General features: G+C 43.0%; 14 protein-coding genes. 1 reads left to right on the forward strand and 13 read right to left on the reverse strand.

Annotated features, from left to right (window positions below; all coding sequences use genetic code 11):
- Positions 1 to 25: 25 nt before the first annotated feature.
- From BM367_RS09785 to BM367_RS09805, 4 genes are all read right to left on the reverse strand, one after another.
- On the reverse strand, positions 26 to 739 hold the full coding sequence (locus tag BM367_RS09785; protein WP_092460141.1) for a nuclear transport factor 2 family protein: 714 nt from the start codon (positions 737 to 739) through the stop codon (positions 26 to 28).
- A 169-nt stretch (positions 740 to 908) separates the two neighbouring features.
- Positions 909 to 1,199, reverse strand: a complete 291-nt coding sequence (locus tag BM367_RS09790; RefSeq protein WP_092460142.1) for a DUF6958 family protein — start codon at positions 1,197 to 1,199, stop codon at positions 909 to 911.
- 773 nt (positions 1,200 to 1,972) lie between these two features.
- Entirely contained in the window at positions 1,973 to 2,935 is a 963-nt protein-coding gene (locus BM367_RS09800) for a hypothetical protein (RefSeq protein ID WP_092460143.1), read from the reverse strand.
- 171 nt (positions 2,936 to 3,106) lie between these two features.
- The gene (locus BM367_RS09805) at positions 3,107 to 3,520 is read right to left on the reverse strand and encodes a hypothetical protein (protein WP_092460144.1); all 414 of its coding nucleotides are present in this window, start codon (positions 3,518 to 3,520) and stop codon (positions 3,107 to 3,109) included.
- Between the two features lie 151 nt (positions 3,521 to 3,671).
- On the opposite strand from BM367_RS09805, the gene BM367_RS09810 reads away from it, so the two are divergent.
- Positions 3,672 to 4,532 carry a tyrosine-type recombinase/integrase gene (locus BM367_RS09810; RefSeq protein ID WP_092460145.1) on the forward strand — a complete coding sequence of 287 codons (861 nt, stop codon included), beginning with the start codon at positions 3,672 to 3,674 and terminating at the stop codon, positions 4,530 to 4,532.
- A 307-nt stretch (positions 4,533 to 4,839) separates the two neighbouring features.
- Here BM367_RS09810 and BM367_RS09815 read toward each other — a convergent pair whose 3' ends face one another.
- From BM367_RS09815 to BM367_RS09850, 9 genes are all read right to left on the reverse strand, one after another.
- Complete coding sequence (locus BM367_RS09815; RefSeq protein WP_092460146.1) at positions 4,840 to 7,848, reverse strand: type I restriction endonuclease subunit R; 3,009 nt, start codon at positions 7,846 to 7,848, stop codon at positions 4,840 to 4,842.
- A 2-nt stretch (positions 7,849 to 7,850) separates the two neighbouring features.
- Entirely contained in the window at positions 7,851 to 8,885 is a 1,035-nt protein-coding gene (rhuM, locus tag BM367_RS09820; RefSeq protein ID WP_222842610.1) for a virulence RhuM family protein/type II toxin-antitoxin system death-on-curing family toxin, read from the reverse strand.
- The gene (locus tag BM367_RS09825) at positions 8,878 to 10,278 is read right to left on the reverse strand and encodes a restriction endonuclease subunit S (RefSeq protein WP_092460147.1); all 1,401 of its coding nucleotides are present in this window, start codon (positions 10,276 to 10,278) and stop codon (positions 8,878 to 8,880) included. Before BM367_RS09825 ends, rhuM begins: the two co-directional genes overlap by 8 nt.
- Entirely contained in the window at positions 10,275 to 10,502 is a 228-nt protein-coding gene (locus BM367_RS12330) for a hypothetical protein (RefSeq protein WP_222842611.1), read from the reverse strand. The genes BM367_RS09825 and BM367_RS12330 overlap by 4 nt, the downstream gene beginning before the upstream one ends.
- A gap of 195 nt (positions 10,503 to 10,697) precedes the next feature.
- Positions 10,698 to 10,889: a hypothetical protein gene (locus BM367_RS12210; protein WP_222842612.1), complete on the reverse strand. Its 192-nt coding sequence runs from the start codon at positions 10,887 to 10,889 to the stop codon at positions 10,698 to 10,700.
- Complete coding sequence (locus BM367_RS09835) at positions 10,870 to 11,427, reverse strand: transposase (RefSeq protein WP_092460148.1); 558 nt, start codon at positions 11,425 to 11,427, stop codon at positions 10,870 to 10,872. Before BM367_RS09835 ends, BM367_RS12210 begins: the two co-directional genes overlap by 20 nt.
- Complete coding sequence (locus BM367_RS09840; RefSeq protein WP_222842613.1) at positions 11,408 to 11,929, reverse strand: transposase; 522 nt, start codon at positions 11,927 to 11,929, stop codon at positions 11,408 to 11,410. Before BM367_RS09840 ends, BM367_RS09835 begins: the two co-directional genes overlap by 20 nt.
- A gap of 37 nt (positions 11,930 to 11,966) precedes the next feature.
- Complete coding sequence (locus BM367_RS09845; protein WP_222842614.1) at positions 11,967 to 14,042, reverse strand: type I restriction-modification system subunit M; 2,076 nt, start codon at positions 14,040 to 14,042, stop codon at positions 11,967 to 11,969.
- 216 nt (positions 14,043 to 14,258) lie between these two features.
- Complete coding sequence (locus tag BM367_RS09850; protein ID WP_092460150.1) at positions 14,259 to 15,302, reverse strand: LLM class flavin-dependent oxidoreductase; 1,044 nt, start codon at positions 15,300 to 15,302, stop codon at positions 14,259 to 14,261.
- Positions 15,303 to 15,500 lie beyond the last annotated feature (198 nt).

The following is a 15,500-nucleotide window of genomic DNA, read 5'->3' on the forward strand; positions in this document are numbered from 1 at the left end:
TTTGCTTAATTATTCGTAGTTATTTTTATTTTCTTGACATTGGATATGGAAACGAAAATACCAACTGCTTAAATAACCACCTGTTATCTTGCCGTACAATTGCACCTGAGAGGCGAATGGAATATTTTATTTCTAAACCTCCGCTTTCAATTTGCTGAATCAGGTTCGCCGCTTCACTTGAATAGGAAAGTAATTTGGCACCACTTGTTTTTTCTGTATTTACCAATTGTTGAAGTCGCTTGTAAGCAAAGTCGTAAGCTTTTTCTTTATCAGGAAATGTCATTGATGCGGTTCCATTCATTAAAAAAAGTGTAACATCTCCTATCGTTGTTACTTTCAATGTCGATGTGTCTAATTTCAAATCAAACCAGTAAAGCCAGTCGTTCTTAAAAAAATTTTTGGCTGCATTCATTCCTTGCAGCAATTCATCTTCACCTGTTCCCAGAATTTGAATATCTTTTGCACATAGATCATTTACAAATGCATCTACAAAGCTGGTATCTCGTTTTGTATAACCATACTGAAATCTCTTAAAGACTTCATTTATTTGCTTATTTACCTGCGAATAAGATGTGAGGCATAATAAACAAAAACCGAATACAAGGATATATTTTTTTCTTATCATTGAATTATGTATTAACAAGACTATGTGTTTTTTATCTTTCAAAATCGCCAACACTCTTTTCTGGGGGCAAGCGTCTACAAATATACCTATTTTGCGTTTGTGCAAATAAGCCATGCTAAAATATGTTTTGGTAGTGAACAAATTGCATTTATTGTGCAGTGGGCAGTTGAACTTCTGCTTAAACAATGAATTAGAATGTTGCGTAAATCCAAAACCAGGACTGTATGCAATCCCAGAAATGTTTCAGCCAGCAAATCTCAACAATGCCTTTGCTTCATCATGATTATTTGATTAAGGCGAATTTGATGGGTGGTTTGTCTCCCATGCGTTTGATTATTTTATTGGCTTCCAAATCCAGCTTCACCCATTCCATGTGCCACTCTATTGAGCCAGTAAACTTTATTTTCTCTTCGAGTATGCGATTTGTAATTGAACGAAGCAATTCTGTGTGGGTAGATGGCCCCTTTTCCTTCAAATGTGCCAGAAAATGCGTTTTTATGATTTCATATTTTTCTTTGTCCATGCTGATTGCTTTTTTACCAGCAGGATGTTTAAGCTGAATTTTTTCTCCCATGGTTTTAAAATTTATGTTGCAGGTTGAATGGTGAATGGTAATTTGAATTATTTGGTGTTAGGATTCAAATGTAAGAATTTAATTTTAATATTTATACTTGTTAAATGCTCAAAATAACGGCATAAAAATCTTTCATTTTATTACATTCCTTTCAGAATAAGGGAGTTAAAAGTTCTTCATGTAATTTTTATCAATCACGCTTTAAAACTTTTCTTACTTCAATGTATCTGAATATCTAAGTAAGAATCGGATTGACTTTTACAATTTCTATCGTTTTAACAATGTAGTTCGCTTTAATAACAACGTAACCGCTAATAAATTCTTTGATTTCGGTGTAAGGCCTTTCCGTGACCAGTTCGCTAGGTTTTACGGTTTTTCGCCCTTCCCGGAAAGGGCAAAAATGTGTTGCCTTTGCCAACCTATTTGTCCTGTGCTGCAATACTAACTGACCAATTTCTCCTTTCCTGCATTAATTCAGGAGATGGTTTAAAATCGGCAATCTCTTTTACTTTAGAGATTAGCGCAAATTCTTTCATTTTTTAAATTTAATTCTTCGACCTTGCGAGGACTAGCATTTCAGAAAAGAGATAAAAGTCGCGTTTTTTTGTTTGAGTGTGTTGGTCTTAAAATAGCAGGTAATGGTTTCTTGCTTTGCGTTTGACGAGTTTCGGATTACTTCACTCTCAACTTGCACATAAGTTTGATAGTAGTACTCAACTTCAAGTTTACAAATCAGCCTCCCTGATGCAAAATTCTAGTTGCCCGGTATTTTTCTATAATCTAATTCGTAGTCCAATTCTGTCATTGTCTATATAAGTATTTTGGTCCTGTTCTTTTGATTCAAATATGAAAGGTTTAGTCTCATTCGTAATACCGTTTTCAGCATAATATCTAACCACGGACGGTAAAATAATTCTTAGCCTGTAATATTCAAGGAACTCGAATATCCAAAAGGAAAGGTTTATAAACGGAGATTTATTATGAAATAATCTATCAAACTTTCTAGATGAAAGTTCAATCTCATAAAATTTTTCACCTTGAATCTGAATTTCACGAATATTAAAATACTTTTCATTTAAGAATTCTGATAATCCGCTATAATATTCTTTTGTTAACCGTCTTAATAATTCGTTGTCGTATGAAACATTATCATTAAAAGGGTCGTGGTATTTACATTTTACTTGATTATATAAGTCATATGAAACAGAAGCAATCGTAAAATTTACTCGAATGCCACCTGTCTGGGATTGTTTTTTATGATTGTTCATATCTCCATAACTACCAGAAAATCCTTTTGCCTCAATTGCAAATATTGAATTTTTCGTAAATGCTAATAAATCGGGTCTTTTTACTTGTCTGCCGTTTACAAAAAGCGGAATAGGTGAATTGTTCATCCGCATTGCAGCTTCATGATTCACTGTATATATGCTTTTGTTAATGCGTTTAGAAAGAAAGTCTGCAATTGCTTTGCCTGCTAGATTTGAAAAATGTCCTTTTTCTGTCGGATCAGATAGTTCAACTGGTGGTTCTGAGAATCTATCATTATTAAATGCCTGTGGTTGTATATAATTACAATAATGAAAAAACATAGCAATTGTCCGAATAAGTTTTTTCGGTTTTGGAGAATAACCTTGTCCAGCTATGGCTAAATGTTTTGCAAAAGCAGGTCTAGTCAAATGATGTCTCTGACAAGTAATTGTCCCCCTGGTATCTTTATATTCTACTGTAAGGTTCATTGTTTCAATATTGTCTTTAAATGGCCGATAATTGTTAGCATAAGCGGTATATTTAACGATTCTTATACAATGTTGTAAGACGTTTTTTATTTATTCGAGTGTAAAGAAATTAAGCCTGCTTCAGAACTAATTGTAAATAACTGTCCTCCACTATCCATCACGGTTTTGATCTTATCTTTCTAAGGACTCAATAGAGAATAAAAAAAAGCAGTTGCCGCCGTCTTCTGGATAAATCAAATTTATATTAACAATTCCTTTGTTGGAATACCACTTCCATTTGGTAGGTGATACTATCACATACATTTTGTTAAATAATTCTACATAGAAATTCAAATCACCCTGAGTGTGAGGAAATATTCCTGTTGAATAGCAAACTTTATCGGAATTAAAAAGGTAGAATACATCTGCTCGTTCAGTTGTAATAGAAATGTAATAGTTTCCATCCTCGTCATAACCGCTGTGTAGGTTATATTCACTTTCCCAAAATTCGTTTTTGATTTGTGTCGCAGTATAGCCTATTCTTGCTTGTCCGAAAATTACTAGACTTGCAATTCCGAACAAAATTGTTAGTAGAGCTTTTTTCATATTTTTAAATTTAAAATTGTCATAAATTTCAAATATTATTTTCTTTTGCTGTCAGTCATATCTAACTGACCGCTAATATTTATTATAGTATACGTAACAATTTCTTTTTTCGTATATTTATTGCGGAAAACCTACCAAAATCTTACTTTTTATGCAATCTGCCTTGAAACAGAAAATCCTGCAAGATTTTACTAAACTTATGGTGACGACGGGCTATGCGCCCTCCTCCATTCGCTCTTACAAGAATGCCATATCCCAATTCCTGGATGCATTGCCCGATATAGACCCGGAGCAAATTTCAATCCATGATATTAAATATTTTTTACATACAAAAATCAACCAAAACAACATATCTCCTTCTTATCAAAAAGTTCTGGCGGGTGCTGTTCAGTTTCTGTATAACCACGTGTGGTGTAAAAATTACCAGCTGAATGATTTATATCCCAGGTGTAGGGAATACAAATTACCTGTTGTTTTATCGAAAGAAGAGGTACAAAAAATTATTCAATCCTGTAATAACATCAAACACAAAGCCATACTGGCGACGATTTATGGTGCAGGATTAAAGTTATCCGAATGCTTAAATCTTACTATTAGGGATATTGATTCGCAGCGTATGCTTGTAAGAATCACACAATCTAATGGGAAGCAGGTTCGATACGTACCTTTATCGAAAAATTTGTGGAAGCTAATCAGTGCATACAGGAAAATGCACAGGACAAAACATTATTTGTTTGAGGGACAGAAAGGGGAAAAGTATGCTTCAAGAAGCGTTCAAAATGCTTTCAAAATAGCATTAAAAAAATCAGGTGTTCAGAAAAATGCTACTGTGCACTCATTGCGGCATTCTTATGCCACGCACCTGTTGGAAAGCGGTATGGATATTCACATTGTTCGGGCATTGTTGGGTCATAGCAATATAAAAACCACACAGATTTATACACAGATAAGCAAATTTACCATGCAAAAACTTCACAACCCACTGGATGATGGGTGGATGACAATTGACTAATATGGTTTGGTAACTGGTGCAATAAGTGCAGGCTGAGCTTAGCCGTATGATTTTTTATAAACACAACAACACAATGTATTGCATCATGTATCCTTTCCTGCTATAAAGTATGGGGATACGATCAACGCAGTTGTGAAAAGCAATGAATCTAATTCCTGTTTTATTAATTATCATTTTCAAATTGATTCACCCCATCTTTGGAGGATTCAACTACTAATCCGAATATATGTGCTATGCCTGTGTACAGTTTTTTCTTTTCAATATTTTGTGATTTCGAGGCCGATTTTTTATGCGGATGAAGATGTGGTTATTGATGCAGGTAAGTTAATGAAAATACAGTCTCCCTTAGCCATCGGCGGAATGATTCATTATCGCTGAATTGTTTGAAAAGTTCTGTATCGTCCTGCAGAATGGCGGTCATCACTCTCTCCAGTGCTTTATCGTGTTCAATGCGGGCATTCTGTGCGTCAGAATTTTTCATTGCATTCTGGTAGGCAGCATCAGCAGCCACACGGGCAGGTATTTCTTCGGTAATCAGCTTTTGAATGCGATCTTTGTCTGTCCATTCAATATTGCCAAAAAGATCATTAAATGAGTGGATGATGTTTGACAGAAGATCCAGCTCTGGCTCACGTTTATACCCGATGCCGACAGTGGGAACAGGTTCTATCTCTCCGTCTGCATCGTTGAGTGCAATACGCATGGTTTGCTGCTTTTCAGCCCGATAGCTATCCATGTCAATTGCCTCTAATATGCCTTTTGATAAATCTTCTTCCTTTGGTGCAGGTAGTTTGGGAGCCAGAAGCTGCAAAAAAACAGAGAGCTTTTCCCACGAAGCATTGGTGTATGGCAAAATCGTAGAAAGAAAATTATAGATACGAACGAAAGATTTTGCTTTACTTTTAAAATCTACTTGTCCATCTTCATCCAGATTCAGATACTCTTCTACACACCGGTCCAGCATAACGTCAAGATGATTTCTCTCCGCTCCTCCCAGGTACATACGCACCACATCTTCCACGTTATCTTGTCCATACACCTGATAACCATCCAGATTTGCTTTGAGATCGTGAAGTTTATTGGGATCCGTTTCCTCAGAAAGGATAGTTGTTCTGTAGTATGGTTCAAAGGCTTTGCGAATGGTTTCAGGATCATTGGCAAAATCCAGAATAAAGGTGTCGTACTTCTGCGGGTGGGAACGATTGAGCCGAGAAAGTGTCTGTACGGCTTTTACTCCGGAAAGCGTTTTATCTACATACATGGTGTGCATCAAAGGTTCATCGTAGCCGGTTTGAAATTTATCTGCACAGATTAAAATCCTGTATGGATCCTGCTGGATTTTTTCGGCAATCATATTGGAAGGAAAACCATTCAGACTGGCCTCGCTGACTTTTTTGCCTCCATAATCATGTTCTCCTGAGAATGCTACAATAGCTTTGTAGGGGCTTTTACGCTCCTGCAGGTATTGTTGAATAGCATGAAAGTATTCAATGGCACGGGCAATACTGCCTGTAACCACCATTGCCCTTGCTTTTCCGCCTATTTTCCCTTTCGCCAGAACTTGTTCATGGAAATGGTCTACCATAATTTCCGCTTTCAGCCGTATGGCATGCTCGTGGTTCTCAACGAAACGACGGAGCTTTTTCTGTGCTTTTTTCTTATCAAACTCCGGATCATCTTCAATGGTTTTCACCAGGTGATAGTAGCTTTTTACCGGGGTATAGTTAGCCAGCACATCGAGGATGAATCCTTCCTGAATGGCTTGTTTCATGGTATAGCTGTGAAATGGGATGTGTTTTACTTTACCATCGGGCTGAGGCACAGGAGTACCGAAAATCTCAAGGGTTTTGTTTTTGGGAGTGGCAGTAAAAGCAAAATAACTGGCATTAGGCAAAAGTTTTTTTGCCTCCATCAGCCGGTTGATTTCATCTTCAAAGGTTTCCTCATCCTCATCGTTATTCACCGCGGCCGACAAAGCCTGATGCATTTTGGCCGTGGTACGGCCACCCTGACTGGAATGGGCTTCGTCAATGATAATGGCAAAATTCCTGTTGCGATGTTCATTGCCGATCTCATCCAGAATAAAAGGGAATTTTTGCAGGGTGGTAATGATGATCTTTTTGCCGCTTTCAATGAACTTCCGCAAATCTCCTGCACGTTCAGCATGTCCCACCGTAGCGCTTACCTGGGCAAATTGTTTGACTGTATCACGAATTTGTCTATCCAAAATGCGCCTGTCGGTTACCACAATGATAGAATCAAAAACAGATTTCCCTGCTCTTTGCACACCGATGAGCTGATGGGCCAGCCAGGCGATGGAATTGGACTTACCGCTGCCCGCAGAATGCTGGATTAAGTAACGCTGTCCCACCCCGTTTTTGCGAACATCGGCTAAAAGCTTTCGCACCACATCCAGTTGATGAAAACGGGGCCAGATTTGAACCCGTCTTTTTTTGTTTGTTTTTTCTTCTTTGGATTCGACCAGATGCGTGTAATGTTCAATGATATCGACCACACTCTCACGGGTAAGTATCTCCCGCCACAGGTAGTCGGTTTTAATACCATTGGGATTGGGCGGGTTGCCTGCTCCATCATTGTAACCTTTATTAAAAGGCAGAAACCAGGAGGCTTTGCCTTTGAGTTCGGTGCAAAACCACACTTCGTTGTCATCCACGGCAAAATGGGCAATGCAGCGGCCCAGTTCAAACAGCTTCTCGCGTGGATTGCGGTCGCGTTTATACTGTTCTATGGCATCATGTACGGTTTGCTTGGTGAGAGAATTTTTCAGTTCAAACGTAAAAACCGGCAATCCATTTATAAATAAAACCAAATCCAGCGCCCGCTGTGTTTCTTCACGACTGTAGCGAAGCTGACGCGTAACAGTAAACCGGTTTTGTTCATACAGTGCTTTTGCCTGTTCGTTGCCTTCGGACGGTGTGCCGTAAAACAATTCAATATGATGCGGGCCATGCTCAATGCCATTTCGTAGCACATTGACAACGCCCCGTTTGGATATTTCTCCCTGCAAACGGGCAAGGAAGCTGCGCCGTGTGGGACTATCGTTATCCAGATCAAGGGTTTCGGCAATTTTTGGTTGTGTGGCTTTGAGAAACAGGGAGAGTTGAACCAAATCCACGCAGTATTCGCGGTTGTAGTCCGATGGATTGCCGGGTAGCCAGCCCGCACCGCCATAAGAGGGTTTGTCTTCGGATACAGCCGGAGCAGGAGCTGTCTGAGGAGGCAGACAGTCTGTTCCGGTGAGTGCCCGGCAGATGTGTCTTTCAAGCCCGTGTTCGGATATATCTGTGGGTTTCATATTTATTTTGATAAACGATTGAGTAAAGCCACTACCAGATGCGTGAGTGCTTCCTTATGTTGAGCATCGCTTTCTGCCAGCAACAGGGTTAGCGCCACAATCGTTTCATCTGCTATTCGTCGCATACCTTCGGCAGTATAGAGCAACTGATTTTTGTCCAGAAAACGAAGAAACAACGCCGCTCCGATACGCTTATTGCCGTCAACAAAGGGATGATCCTTAACTATGAAATACAACAGGTGAGCCGCTTTTTCTTCCAGGGTTGGGTAAGCATCCTGCCCTAAAACGGTTTGAAACACGGTTGATAGGATACCTTCCAGCAGGCCTGGTTCACGTTCACGGCCAAACAGTTCACCGGCGCCGATTTGAGTTTTCATGGCAGCAATGAGCTGCTTTGCTTCATCAATCATCAGTGGCTGTGCCCCGCTTGTACGTCCTGCAATAGCTGTTAGTCGCCCATGATCGTAGTCATCCAAAAGCATCAGCGAATCAGCATAATCTCGTACCAACCGCAGCAGGGATGCCGCTTCGTCGCCGGTCAGCAGGCGCTGTTCGGTCACGCCGGCCACTACCCGGATGGTTTGGTGCAACTCCTGCAGGCGGCGAGCGTTGGCGGTGTAACCCTTCACCAGATGATCGCGCAGCACCTGCGTGGCCCAGATGCGAAACTGCGTGCCCCGCCTGGAATTCACCCGGTAGCCGACGGAAATGATGGCATCGAGGTTGTAGTACTCGACCTGCCGTACAACCTCGCGCTTACCCTCCAGCTGAGCTGTTGCAAAAAATGCAACAGTTGATTCCCGGTCAAGTTCTCTTTCCCGATAGATATTGCGCAAATGGCGAGAGATGACCGATTTATCCCGCTCAAACAATGCAGCTATCTGGTTAAGGCTGAGCCAGATGGTGTCCTGATCCAGCCGTACATCTACCCGTACCCGGTGTTCAGGGTCTTCGTAAATCACCACCTCGCCGCCCATGCCCTGCGTGATGGTCGTGCCCGGTTGGGATTTCTTTTCTATGTTTTTCTTTTTAGTCATCGTTTTCTTGCTCTGATATTGTATCAACGTCTACTGGCAGATGGGGATCTGTTTCCTCATCTGCCATTTCTTCATCGGCTGTACCATCCTCAGGCAATGCTTCGGGCAATTGTGCTGCAACATCGCGCACATCCACCTTGCCGGTTACCACATCGGCAATCAGGCGGGTGCGGTACTCTTCCAGCAGTTCCATGATTCTTTTGTCCGATGCAATGGCAGATTCAATTTTTGCGATCTGATAGTCGAGATATTCTGCAATGAAGGTTTGCTCGGAAAGTGGGGGAAGGGGTAAGTAATTTTTGTAAGCGTCTTCTCGATCTAGACCAGGAACAGCCGAGTCTTTAGATATCTCATCAAGTCGCAAACATCCAAGTAGAAAGAAAAGCCAACGTAAGTCAGCAGATGTATGTCTTGAATCTATAAAAAAAGTTGTATCAATAGCAAAAACAGGAGAAGTCGAATACCGCACTTTTCCAAAAGATCCTTTTCTACCAATTATAATACATGGTGCTAATGTGTTAGGTGTTGAATGATATCCTACACACCCATTAGAACCATAAACTGGCACTGAGCCTTGATCTCTTGATTCACCCGGTAAAGAATCTCCATAAATGAAAAAACAGACACTTTTCAGCCTCCTCACCTCCCAATGCTTTGGCACTTGGCCGAGCCATGGGATGCCAGAGTCTTTCATCATTTTCGGTGGGCGGGTATGGAGTTCGTAAGGTTTTTGGGGATCATGGGTCCGCCGTACTTCCCGCTTGCCGGTAACCACTTCGCTGATCAGGGCTTGCTTGTATTCCTCCAGCAAACTGATGCGTTTTTTTCGCAGGCGTATGGCCTTGCGTATCCGACTATCCATGTAGTCCAGAAAACGAACAATGGCGGTTTGCTCGGAGAGTGGGGGGAGGGGGGTTTTTATTTGAAGAAATACTGAGGTGGGAATCGTATTTCTAAGCCCTGTGTATAGGGGTGAAAGAAGTTTGCGATCATCCATTGCAATATAGAATCGTTCAATGAATTCACCGAGGCATATGCCAATTGGTTCGAAAATCGTATAGGCACTGGTTATCATGCCTAAATATCGGGAAAGGCCAATTGTGCGTGGTGTCTCAGGGATATCAAATAAACAAAATACCAAGTCCCCTGGTCTTACTTCTTGGCTAGTTCCAAGATCAGAAGAAAACTTGCCTTTGAGATTAGTTAGATCTCGGATTATGATTCCCTGTTTTGTTAAGGATAACATTTGATAATCAGAGTATCTGTTTCCAACAAGTTTTTTGCGTTTTTTTAATAACGCTCTATTTGGCATCACCTCCCAATGTTTCGGCACTTTGCCGAGCCATGGGATGGAGGTGTCTTTGTAGGCGGGGTAGGGTTTTAAATTTTTCATGGGGTTCTTTTTTTCTTTAATGTAACCAATTGATTATCCGGATTTTCCTGGTCGTTTTGCCAGCGAATGAGGTTTTGGATGATGTATTGGCGGATCCGGTGCAGAGATTTGTCGTTACGGATAATGTGTTCCCCGATTGCATCGGGGTAGGCATCATAATTCCGCTGCCAGATGGGTTGGCCGGGTGTATTTCGGGAAATGTTGATTTGTTTTGCCACGTTCATTTTGAAATAACCAATTATTTTGGGCAATAACATTTTTCGCCGTTGGTATGGATCCGAATGTAAGGGCAATTCATTTTGTAGGGGCAATTCATGAATTGCCCCTACGATATTGCCGTTTATCATAATAATCCCATGAATATGATTTGGCATTATCACAAATTCATCCAACGATGTATTTGGGAAATGATTCGGTATTTACAACCAACATTGTTGGGCAATTTCGCCCCATTCATTCAACCGCATTTTGCCATCTACAATATCACCGAATAAACATTCGCGGTTGTGGGTGCAAACGGTGATGAAATACGCTCCCGCCGACGAATAATCGTATCCGGACAACCGAATGGAACGGCGGTGGTGGATGTTATTATTTTGAATAATGTTCATCCGATTCCCATTTTAATGGATTATTGATAATATATTCACGTATGCGGTTTAAATCATCATCGTCGCGTATTATATGTTCGTAATAATTCCGTTGCCACATGGGTTGTCCGGGTGTTTGGCGGTGTTCGTTGATTTGTTTTGCCACGTTCATTTTGAAATAACCAATTATTTTGGGCAATAACATTTTTCGCAGTTGGTATGGATCCGAATGTAGGGGCAATTCATTTTGTAGGGGCAATTCATGAATTGCCCCTACGGTATTGCCATTTATTGTAATAATCCCATGCATATGATTCGGCATTATCATAAATTCATCCAACGATGTATTCGTGAAATGATTCGGTATTTGCAACCAACATTGTTGGGCAATTTCGCCCCATTCATTCAACCGCATTTTGCCATCCACAATATCACCGAATAAACATTCGCGGTTGTGGGTGCAAATGGTGATAAAATATGCCCCGGCCGACGAATAATCGTATCCGCGCAACCGTATGGAACGGCGGTGGTGGATGTTATTATTTTGAATAATGTTCATCCGATTCCCATTTTAATGGGTTATTGATAATATATTCACGTATGCGGTTTAAATCATCATCGTCGCGTATGATGTGTTCGTAATAATTGCGTTGCCAGACGGGTTGGCCGGGTGTTTGGCGGTGTTCGTTGATGCGTCGTGCCGAAAATGTTTTGAATTGTCGAATGATTTCCGGTAAACCGTATCGTTTTTGAATGGTGTTGGCCGGTGTTGGGGCGGGTTCAGAACCCGCCCTTACGGAACCCGCCCCTACGGACCCCGCCCCAACAACGGTATCGGTAATGATGATAATTCCGTGAAAATGGTTGGGCATCACCACAAATATATCCAACGTTATATTTGCAACATGGTTGGGTAAATCATACCATGTCCATTCAACAATACGTCCCCATTCATTTAACCGCATTTCCCCATCCACAATATCACCGAATAAACATTCGCGGTTGTGGGTGCAAATGGTGATAAAATACGCCCCCGCCGACGAATAATCGTATCCGCGCAACCGTATGGAACGGCGATGATGTATGTTGGGTTGTATTTCATGATGATTGATTTTTCAAAATTTCCTCCAACAACCCTTCCGATTCCTTTTCCATTGCCAGCAAATCGGCCTGGATCTCCTCAAGGGTGCGGAGGGCTTTGGGCTTGTAGAAATATCTGTTGAAACTGATTTCATAACCAATCTTCATGCTTGCCGGGTCGTACCAGGCATCCGGGGCATAGGGTAGCACCTCGCAGCGCAGGAAGGTTTCGATTGCTGCCTGCGTATCGGCATCGGTGGGCAGATAGCCGGGCTGGTGACAAGCAGGACATTCAAGAAAGGAAATTTGCTCGCTGTCGCGAAGTTCGGTGTCGGGTTCGTACTCTACCACGCGCGGTTTGCCATCAATAATCACCTCAAACAACCCGCGCAAAGGATCGGACTTGGTGCCGGGTTTGTGAATCTTTTTGATCACAGGCGGTGCGTCTTCTGCACGTTCTGCTGTTTCCTTTAATTCCTTTATCTCTTTTGCGCTGTATTCTCTCTGGCTGTCAATACCTTTCAGTCGCAGGGGGCGTTCTACCGTCACCTTCCAGTAGCCAAAGGCGGCATTGGGGAAAATTTTGCTTTGATTGGTTACTTTGAAGGCATGAAAGGTATCCATAATCCGGCGGATGTCGTTTTCGGAAAGTTCGCAGTTTTTCTTGCCTAAGTTTTTGCGGAGCGGGGTGTACCACTGCGTGGCATCAATGAGTTGGACAAGCCCTTTGCGATGTTCGGGCTTTCGGTTAGAAAGTACCCAGATGTAGGTGGCAATGCCGGTGTTATAGAACATATTAAGCGGCAGGGCCACGATGGCTTCGAGCCAGTCGTTTTCGATGATGTAGCGCCGGATATTGCTCTCCCCCTGTCCAGCATCACCCGTAAACAAGGAGGAACCATTATGCACTTCTGCAATACGGCTGCCCAGTGAGGTATGATGCTTCATCTTTGCCACCTTATTGGCAAGGAAAAGCAATTGCCCATCGCTGGAACGGGTGAGAAGCGAGAGTTCCTCGCCTCTGTGTTGTACTAAAAAACGAGGGTCTTTGATGCCGGTTTTGCCCCCCATGCGTTCCAGATCGCTCTTCCAGCTTTTGCCATAGGGTGGATTGGAAAGCATGAGGTCAAATTCTTTGTCGGGGAAGGCATCGTTTGAAAGCGTTGAATGCTCAGGTCCTCCCACAATATTATCAGCTGCCGAACCTTCACCCTTCAGAAGCAGATCGGCTTTGCAAATGGCATAGGTTTCGGCGTTTATCTCTTGTCCAAACAGGTGTACAGAAACTTTTTTGCCTTTCTTCTTTGCTAAATCCAGCAGTGTTTCTTCAGCAACGGTGAGCATACCACCAGTTCCACATGCGCCGTCATAGAGGAGGTAGGTTCCATCCTGAATTTGATCGGCAATAGGTTCAAAAATCAGCCGTGCCATCAGTTTCACGGCATCGCGCGGTGTCCAGTGTTCACCCGCTTCCTCGTTGTTTTCTTCGTTGAACCGTCGTATCAACTCTTCAAAGATGGTTCCCATGGCGTGGTTGTCAAGTCCTGGATTGATCACATTTCCATTGCTGTCAAGGATGGGATACGGGCTGAGATTAATGGCCGGATCCAGAAATTTTTCAATGAGTGTTCCCAGCGCGTCCGCTTTTGAGAGGCGGGCAATTTGATTACGAAACTCAAAGTTGTTGATAATATCCTGCACGTTAGCGGAGAATCCATCCAAATAGGCACGGAAATCGGCTTCCAGTTGCTGGCGGTTGGCGCGGGATTTAAGATCTTTTAATGTGAATTTTGAAGTGTTGTAGAACGCCTGACCGGCTGCCTGACGCAAAGCCGCTTCCTGATTGGTTATGCCCGCCTTGTCCAATTTCTCTTTCATTGCGAGGACTGCCTGTTTGGTGGGCTCAAGTACCGCATCCAGCCGCCGGATAACGGTCATGGGCAGGATCACATCGCGGTATTTACCTCGCACATACAAATCCCTCAATACATCGTCGGCAATACCCCAGATGAAATTTACAATCCAGCTCAATTGTGGGGAATTCATCGTCATACCGTTGCTGGCGCCATTGGTATTCTGATTTGTTTTTGCCATATTTTGTGTTTGCTTTTATTTTATAATCATGTAGGCTCCCTGTTTTCGCATCTGCTAAATGCCCATCGAATGTAAGGCAATGTATTTTAAAACGGATGTGATGGCTCGTTTCAGGCAGGAAAAAATACAGCTATTATTCCGATTCGCAAAGGGCATGGGAATCTTGCAGCAGCTTCACGCGGCCGTTGGGTGGATGGAACTTGCTGCTTAGCTAAATTATTTTGCGGATTGTGGCGTGCTTATCGCTTTTTTGACTGCGGGTGCTACCCGGGTACCCAGCAGTTCAATTGAGCGCAATACGGTGCGGTGAGGGAGGGTGCCCACGGTCATTTGCAACAGAAATCGATCGTGGTGAAATAGCTCGTATTGGTATAAAATTTTTTCGATGATTTGATCCGGACTGCCCACAAAATTGGCTCCTCGCAGGGACACGGAAAATGCAAACTGTTCGCGTGTCATGGGCGGCCAGCCACGTTCCCGACCTATGCGGTCCATCATGAGCTTAAATGCGGGAAAGGCTTCCCGGAAGGCCGTTTGCGAATCGTCTGCCACCAGGCCGTGTGAATTGATACTGAGTTTGGGGATGGGATGGCCGGCTTGCTCAGCTGCTTGTCGGTGGAGCTCAGCTAAATACACAAACCGTTCGGGCAGCCCGCCGATGATGGCTATGGCCATGGGCAATCCCCGTGAGCCTGCCCGCACAGCCGACTCGGGCGTTCCACCCACTGCCACCCACACGGGTAGGGGATGTTGAATGGGGCGTGGATAGATACCCTGGTTATGCAGGGGCGGACGGAACTTGCCGGACCAGGTCACTCGTTCTTCTTCCCGGATCTTCAGCAGCAAATCCAGTTTTTCGTCGAACAAGACATCATAGTCGCGCAAATCGTAGCCAAACAAAGGAAACGATTCGATGAAAGAACCACGTCCCACCATGATTTCGGCTCTTCCTTGCGACAGCAGATCGACCGTGGCAAACTGTTCAAATACGCGCACCGGATCGTCGGAGCTAAGCACTACCACGGCGCTGCTGAGCCTGATCTGGCGGGTGTGCACGGCTGCCGCACCCAGCACCACCGCCGGTGCCGACACCACAAAGTCGGGCCGGTGATGTTCGCCCACGGCAAATACATCGAGCCCCACCTCGTCGGCCAGCTTCACTTCTTCCATCAGGCGCCGCAGACGTTCGGCCGGCGAAATCAGTTGTCCGGTCTCCGGATCAGTAGTACGCTCACCAAAAGTATAGATCCCGATTTCCATATCATTTTTGTTACAACAAATTTAACTGTTTTTGAGGTTTAATTTCTGATTAAAGCATACAAATTGGGGAAACATAGTCATCGGCGTGAGCTGTGTATTTAAAAAATGGGAAGGATTTGCATGGTAAATGGATAAAAGAAAGCAATATAATCATATTTTCCTATGAGGAATCTTGCAAATAAAATATCAAAAATGGAT

The sequence above is a fragment of the Thermoflavifilum thermophilum genome, assembly GCF_900116565.1.
In the GTDB taxonomy this organism is placed as follows: Bacteria; Bacteroidota; Bacteroidia; order Chitinophagales; family Chitinophagaceae; genus Thermoflavifilum; species Thermoflavifilum thermophilum.

Bases quoted from the DNA above. Each gene is read 5' to 3' on its own strand.
- BM367_RS09810 (WP_092460145.1), top strand. From the start codon at position 3,672: ATGCAATCTGCCTTGAAACAGAAAATCCTGCAAGATTTTACTAAACTT.
- rhuM (WP_222842610.1), bottom strand. From the start codon at position 8,885: ATGACTAAAAAGAAAAACATAGAAAAGAAATCCCAACCGGGCACGACC.
- BM367_RS12330 (WP_222842611.1), bottom strand. From the start codon at position 10,502: ATGAACGTGGCAAAACAAATCAACATTTCCCGAAATACACCCGGCCAA.
- BM367_RS09850 (WP_092460150.1), bottom strand. From the start codon at position 15,302: ATGGAAATCGGGATCTATACTTTTGGTGAGCGTACTACTGATCCGGAG.
- BM367_RS09785 (WP_092460141.1), bottom strand. From the start codon at position 739: ATGGCTTATTTGCACAAACGCAAAATAGGTATATTTGTAGACGCTTGC.
- BM367_RS09835 (WP_092460148.1), bottom strand. From the start codon at position 11,427: ATGAACATTATTCAAAATAATAACATCCACCACCGCCGTTCCATACGG.
- BM367_RS09845 (WP_222842614.1), bottom strand. From the start codon at position 14,042: ATGGCAAAAACAAATCAGAATACCAATGGCGCCAGCAACGGTATGACG.
- BM367_RS09800 (WP_092460143.1), bottom strand. From the start codon at position 2,935: ATGAACCTTACAGTAGAATATAAAGATACCAGGGGGACAATTACTTGT.
- BM367_RS09790 (WP_092460142.1), bottom strand. From the start codon at position 1,199: ATGGGAGAAAAAATTCAGCTTAAACATCCTGCTGGTAAAAAAGCAATC.
- BM367_RS09815 (WP_092460146.1), bottom strand. From the start codon at position 7,848: ATGAAACCCACAGATATATCCGAACACGGGCTTGAAAGACACATCTGC.
- BM367_RS09805 (WP_092460144.1), bottom strand. From the start codon at position 3,520: ATGAAAAAAGCTCTACTAACAATTTTGTTCGGAATTGCAAGTCTAGTA.
- BM367_RS09825 (WP_092460147.1), bottom strand. From the start codon at position 10,278: ATGAAAAATTTAAAACCCTACCCCGCCTACAAAGACACCTCCATCCCA.
- BM367_RS12210 (WP_222842612.1), bottom strand. From the start codon at position 10,889: ATGAACATTATTCAAAATAATAACATCCACCACCGCCGTTCCATTCGG.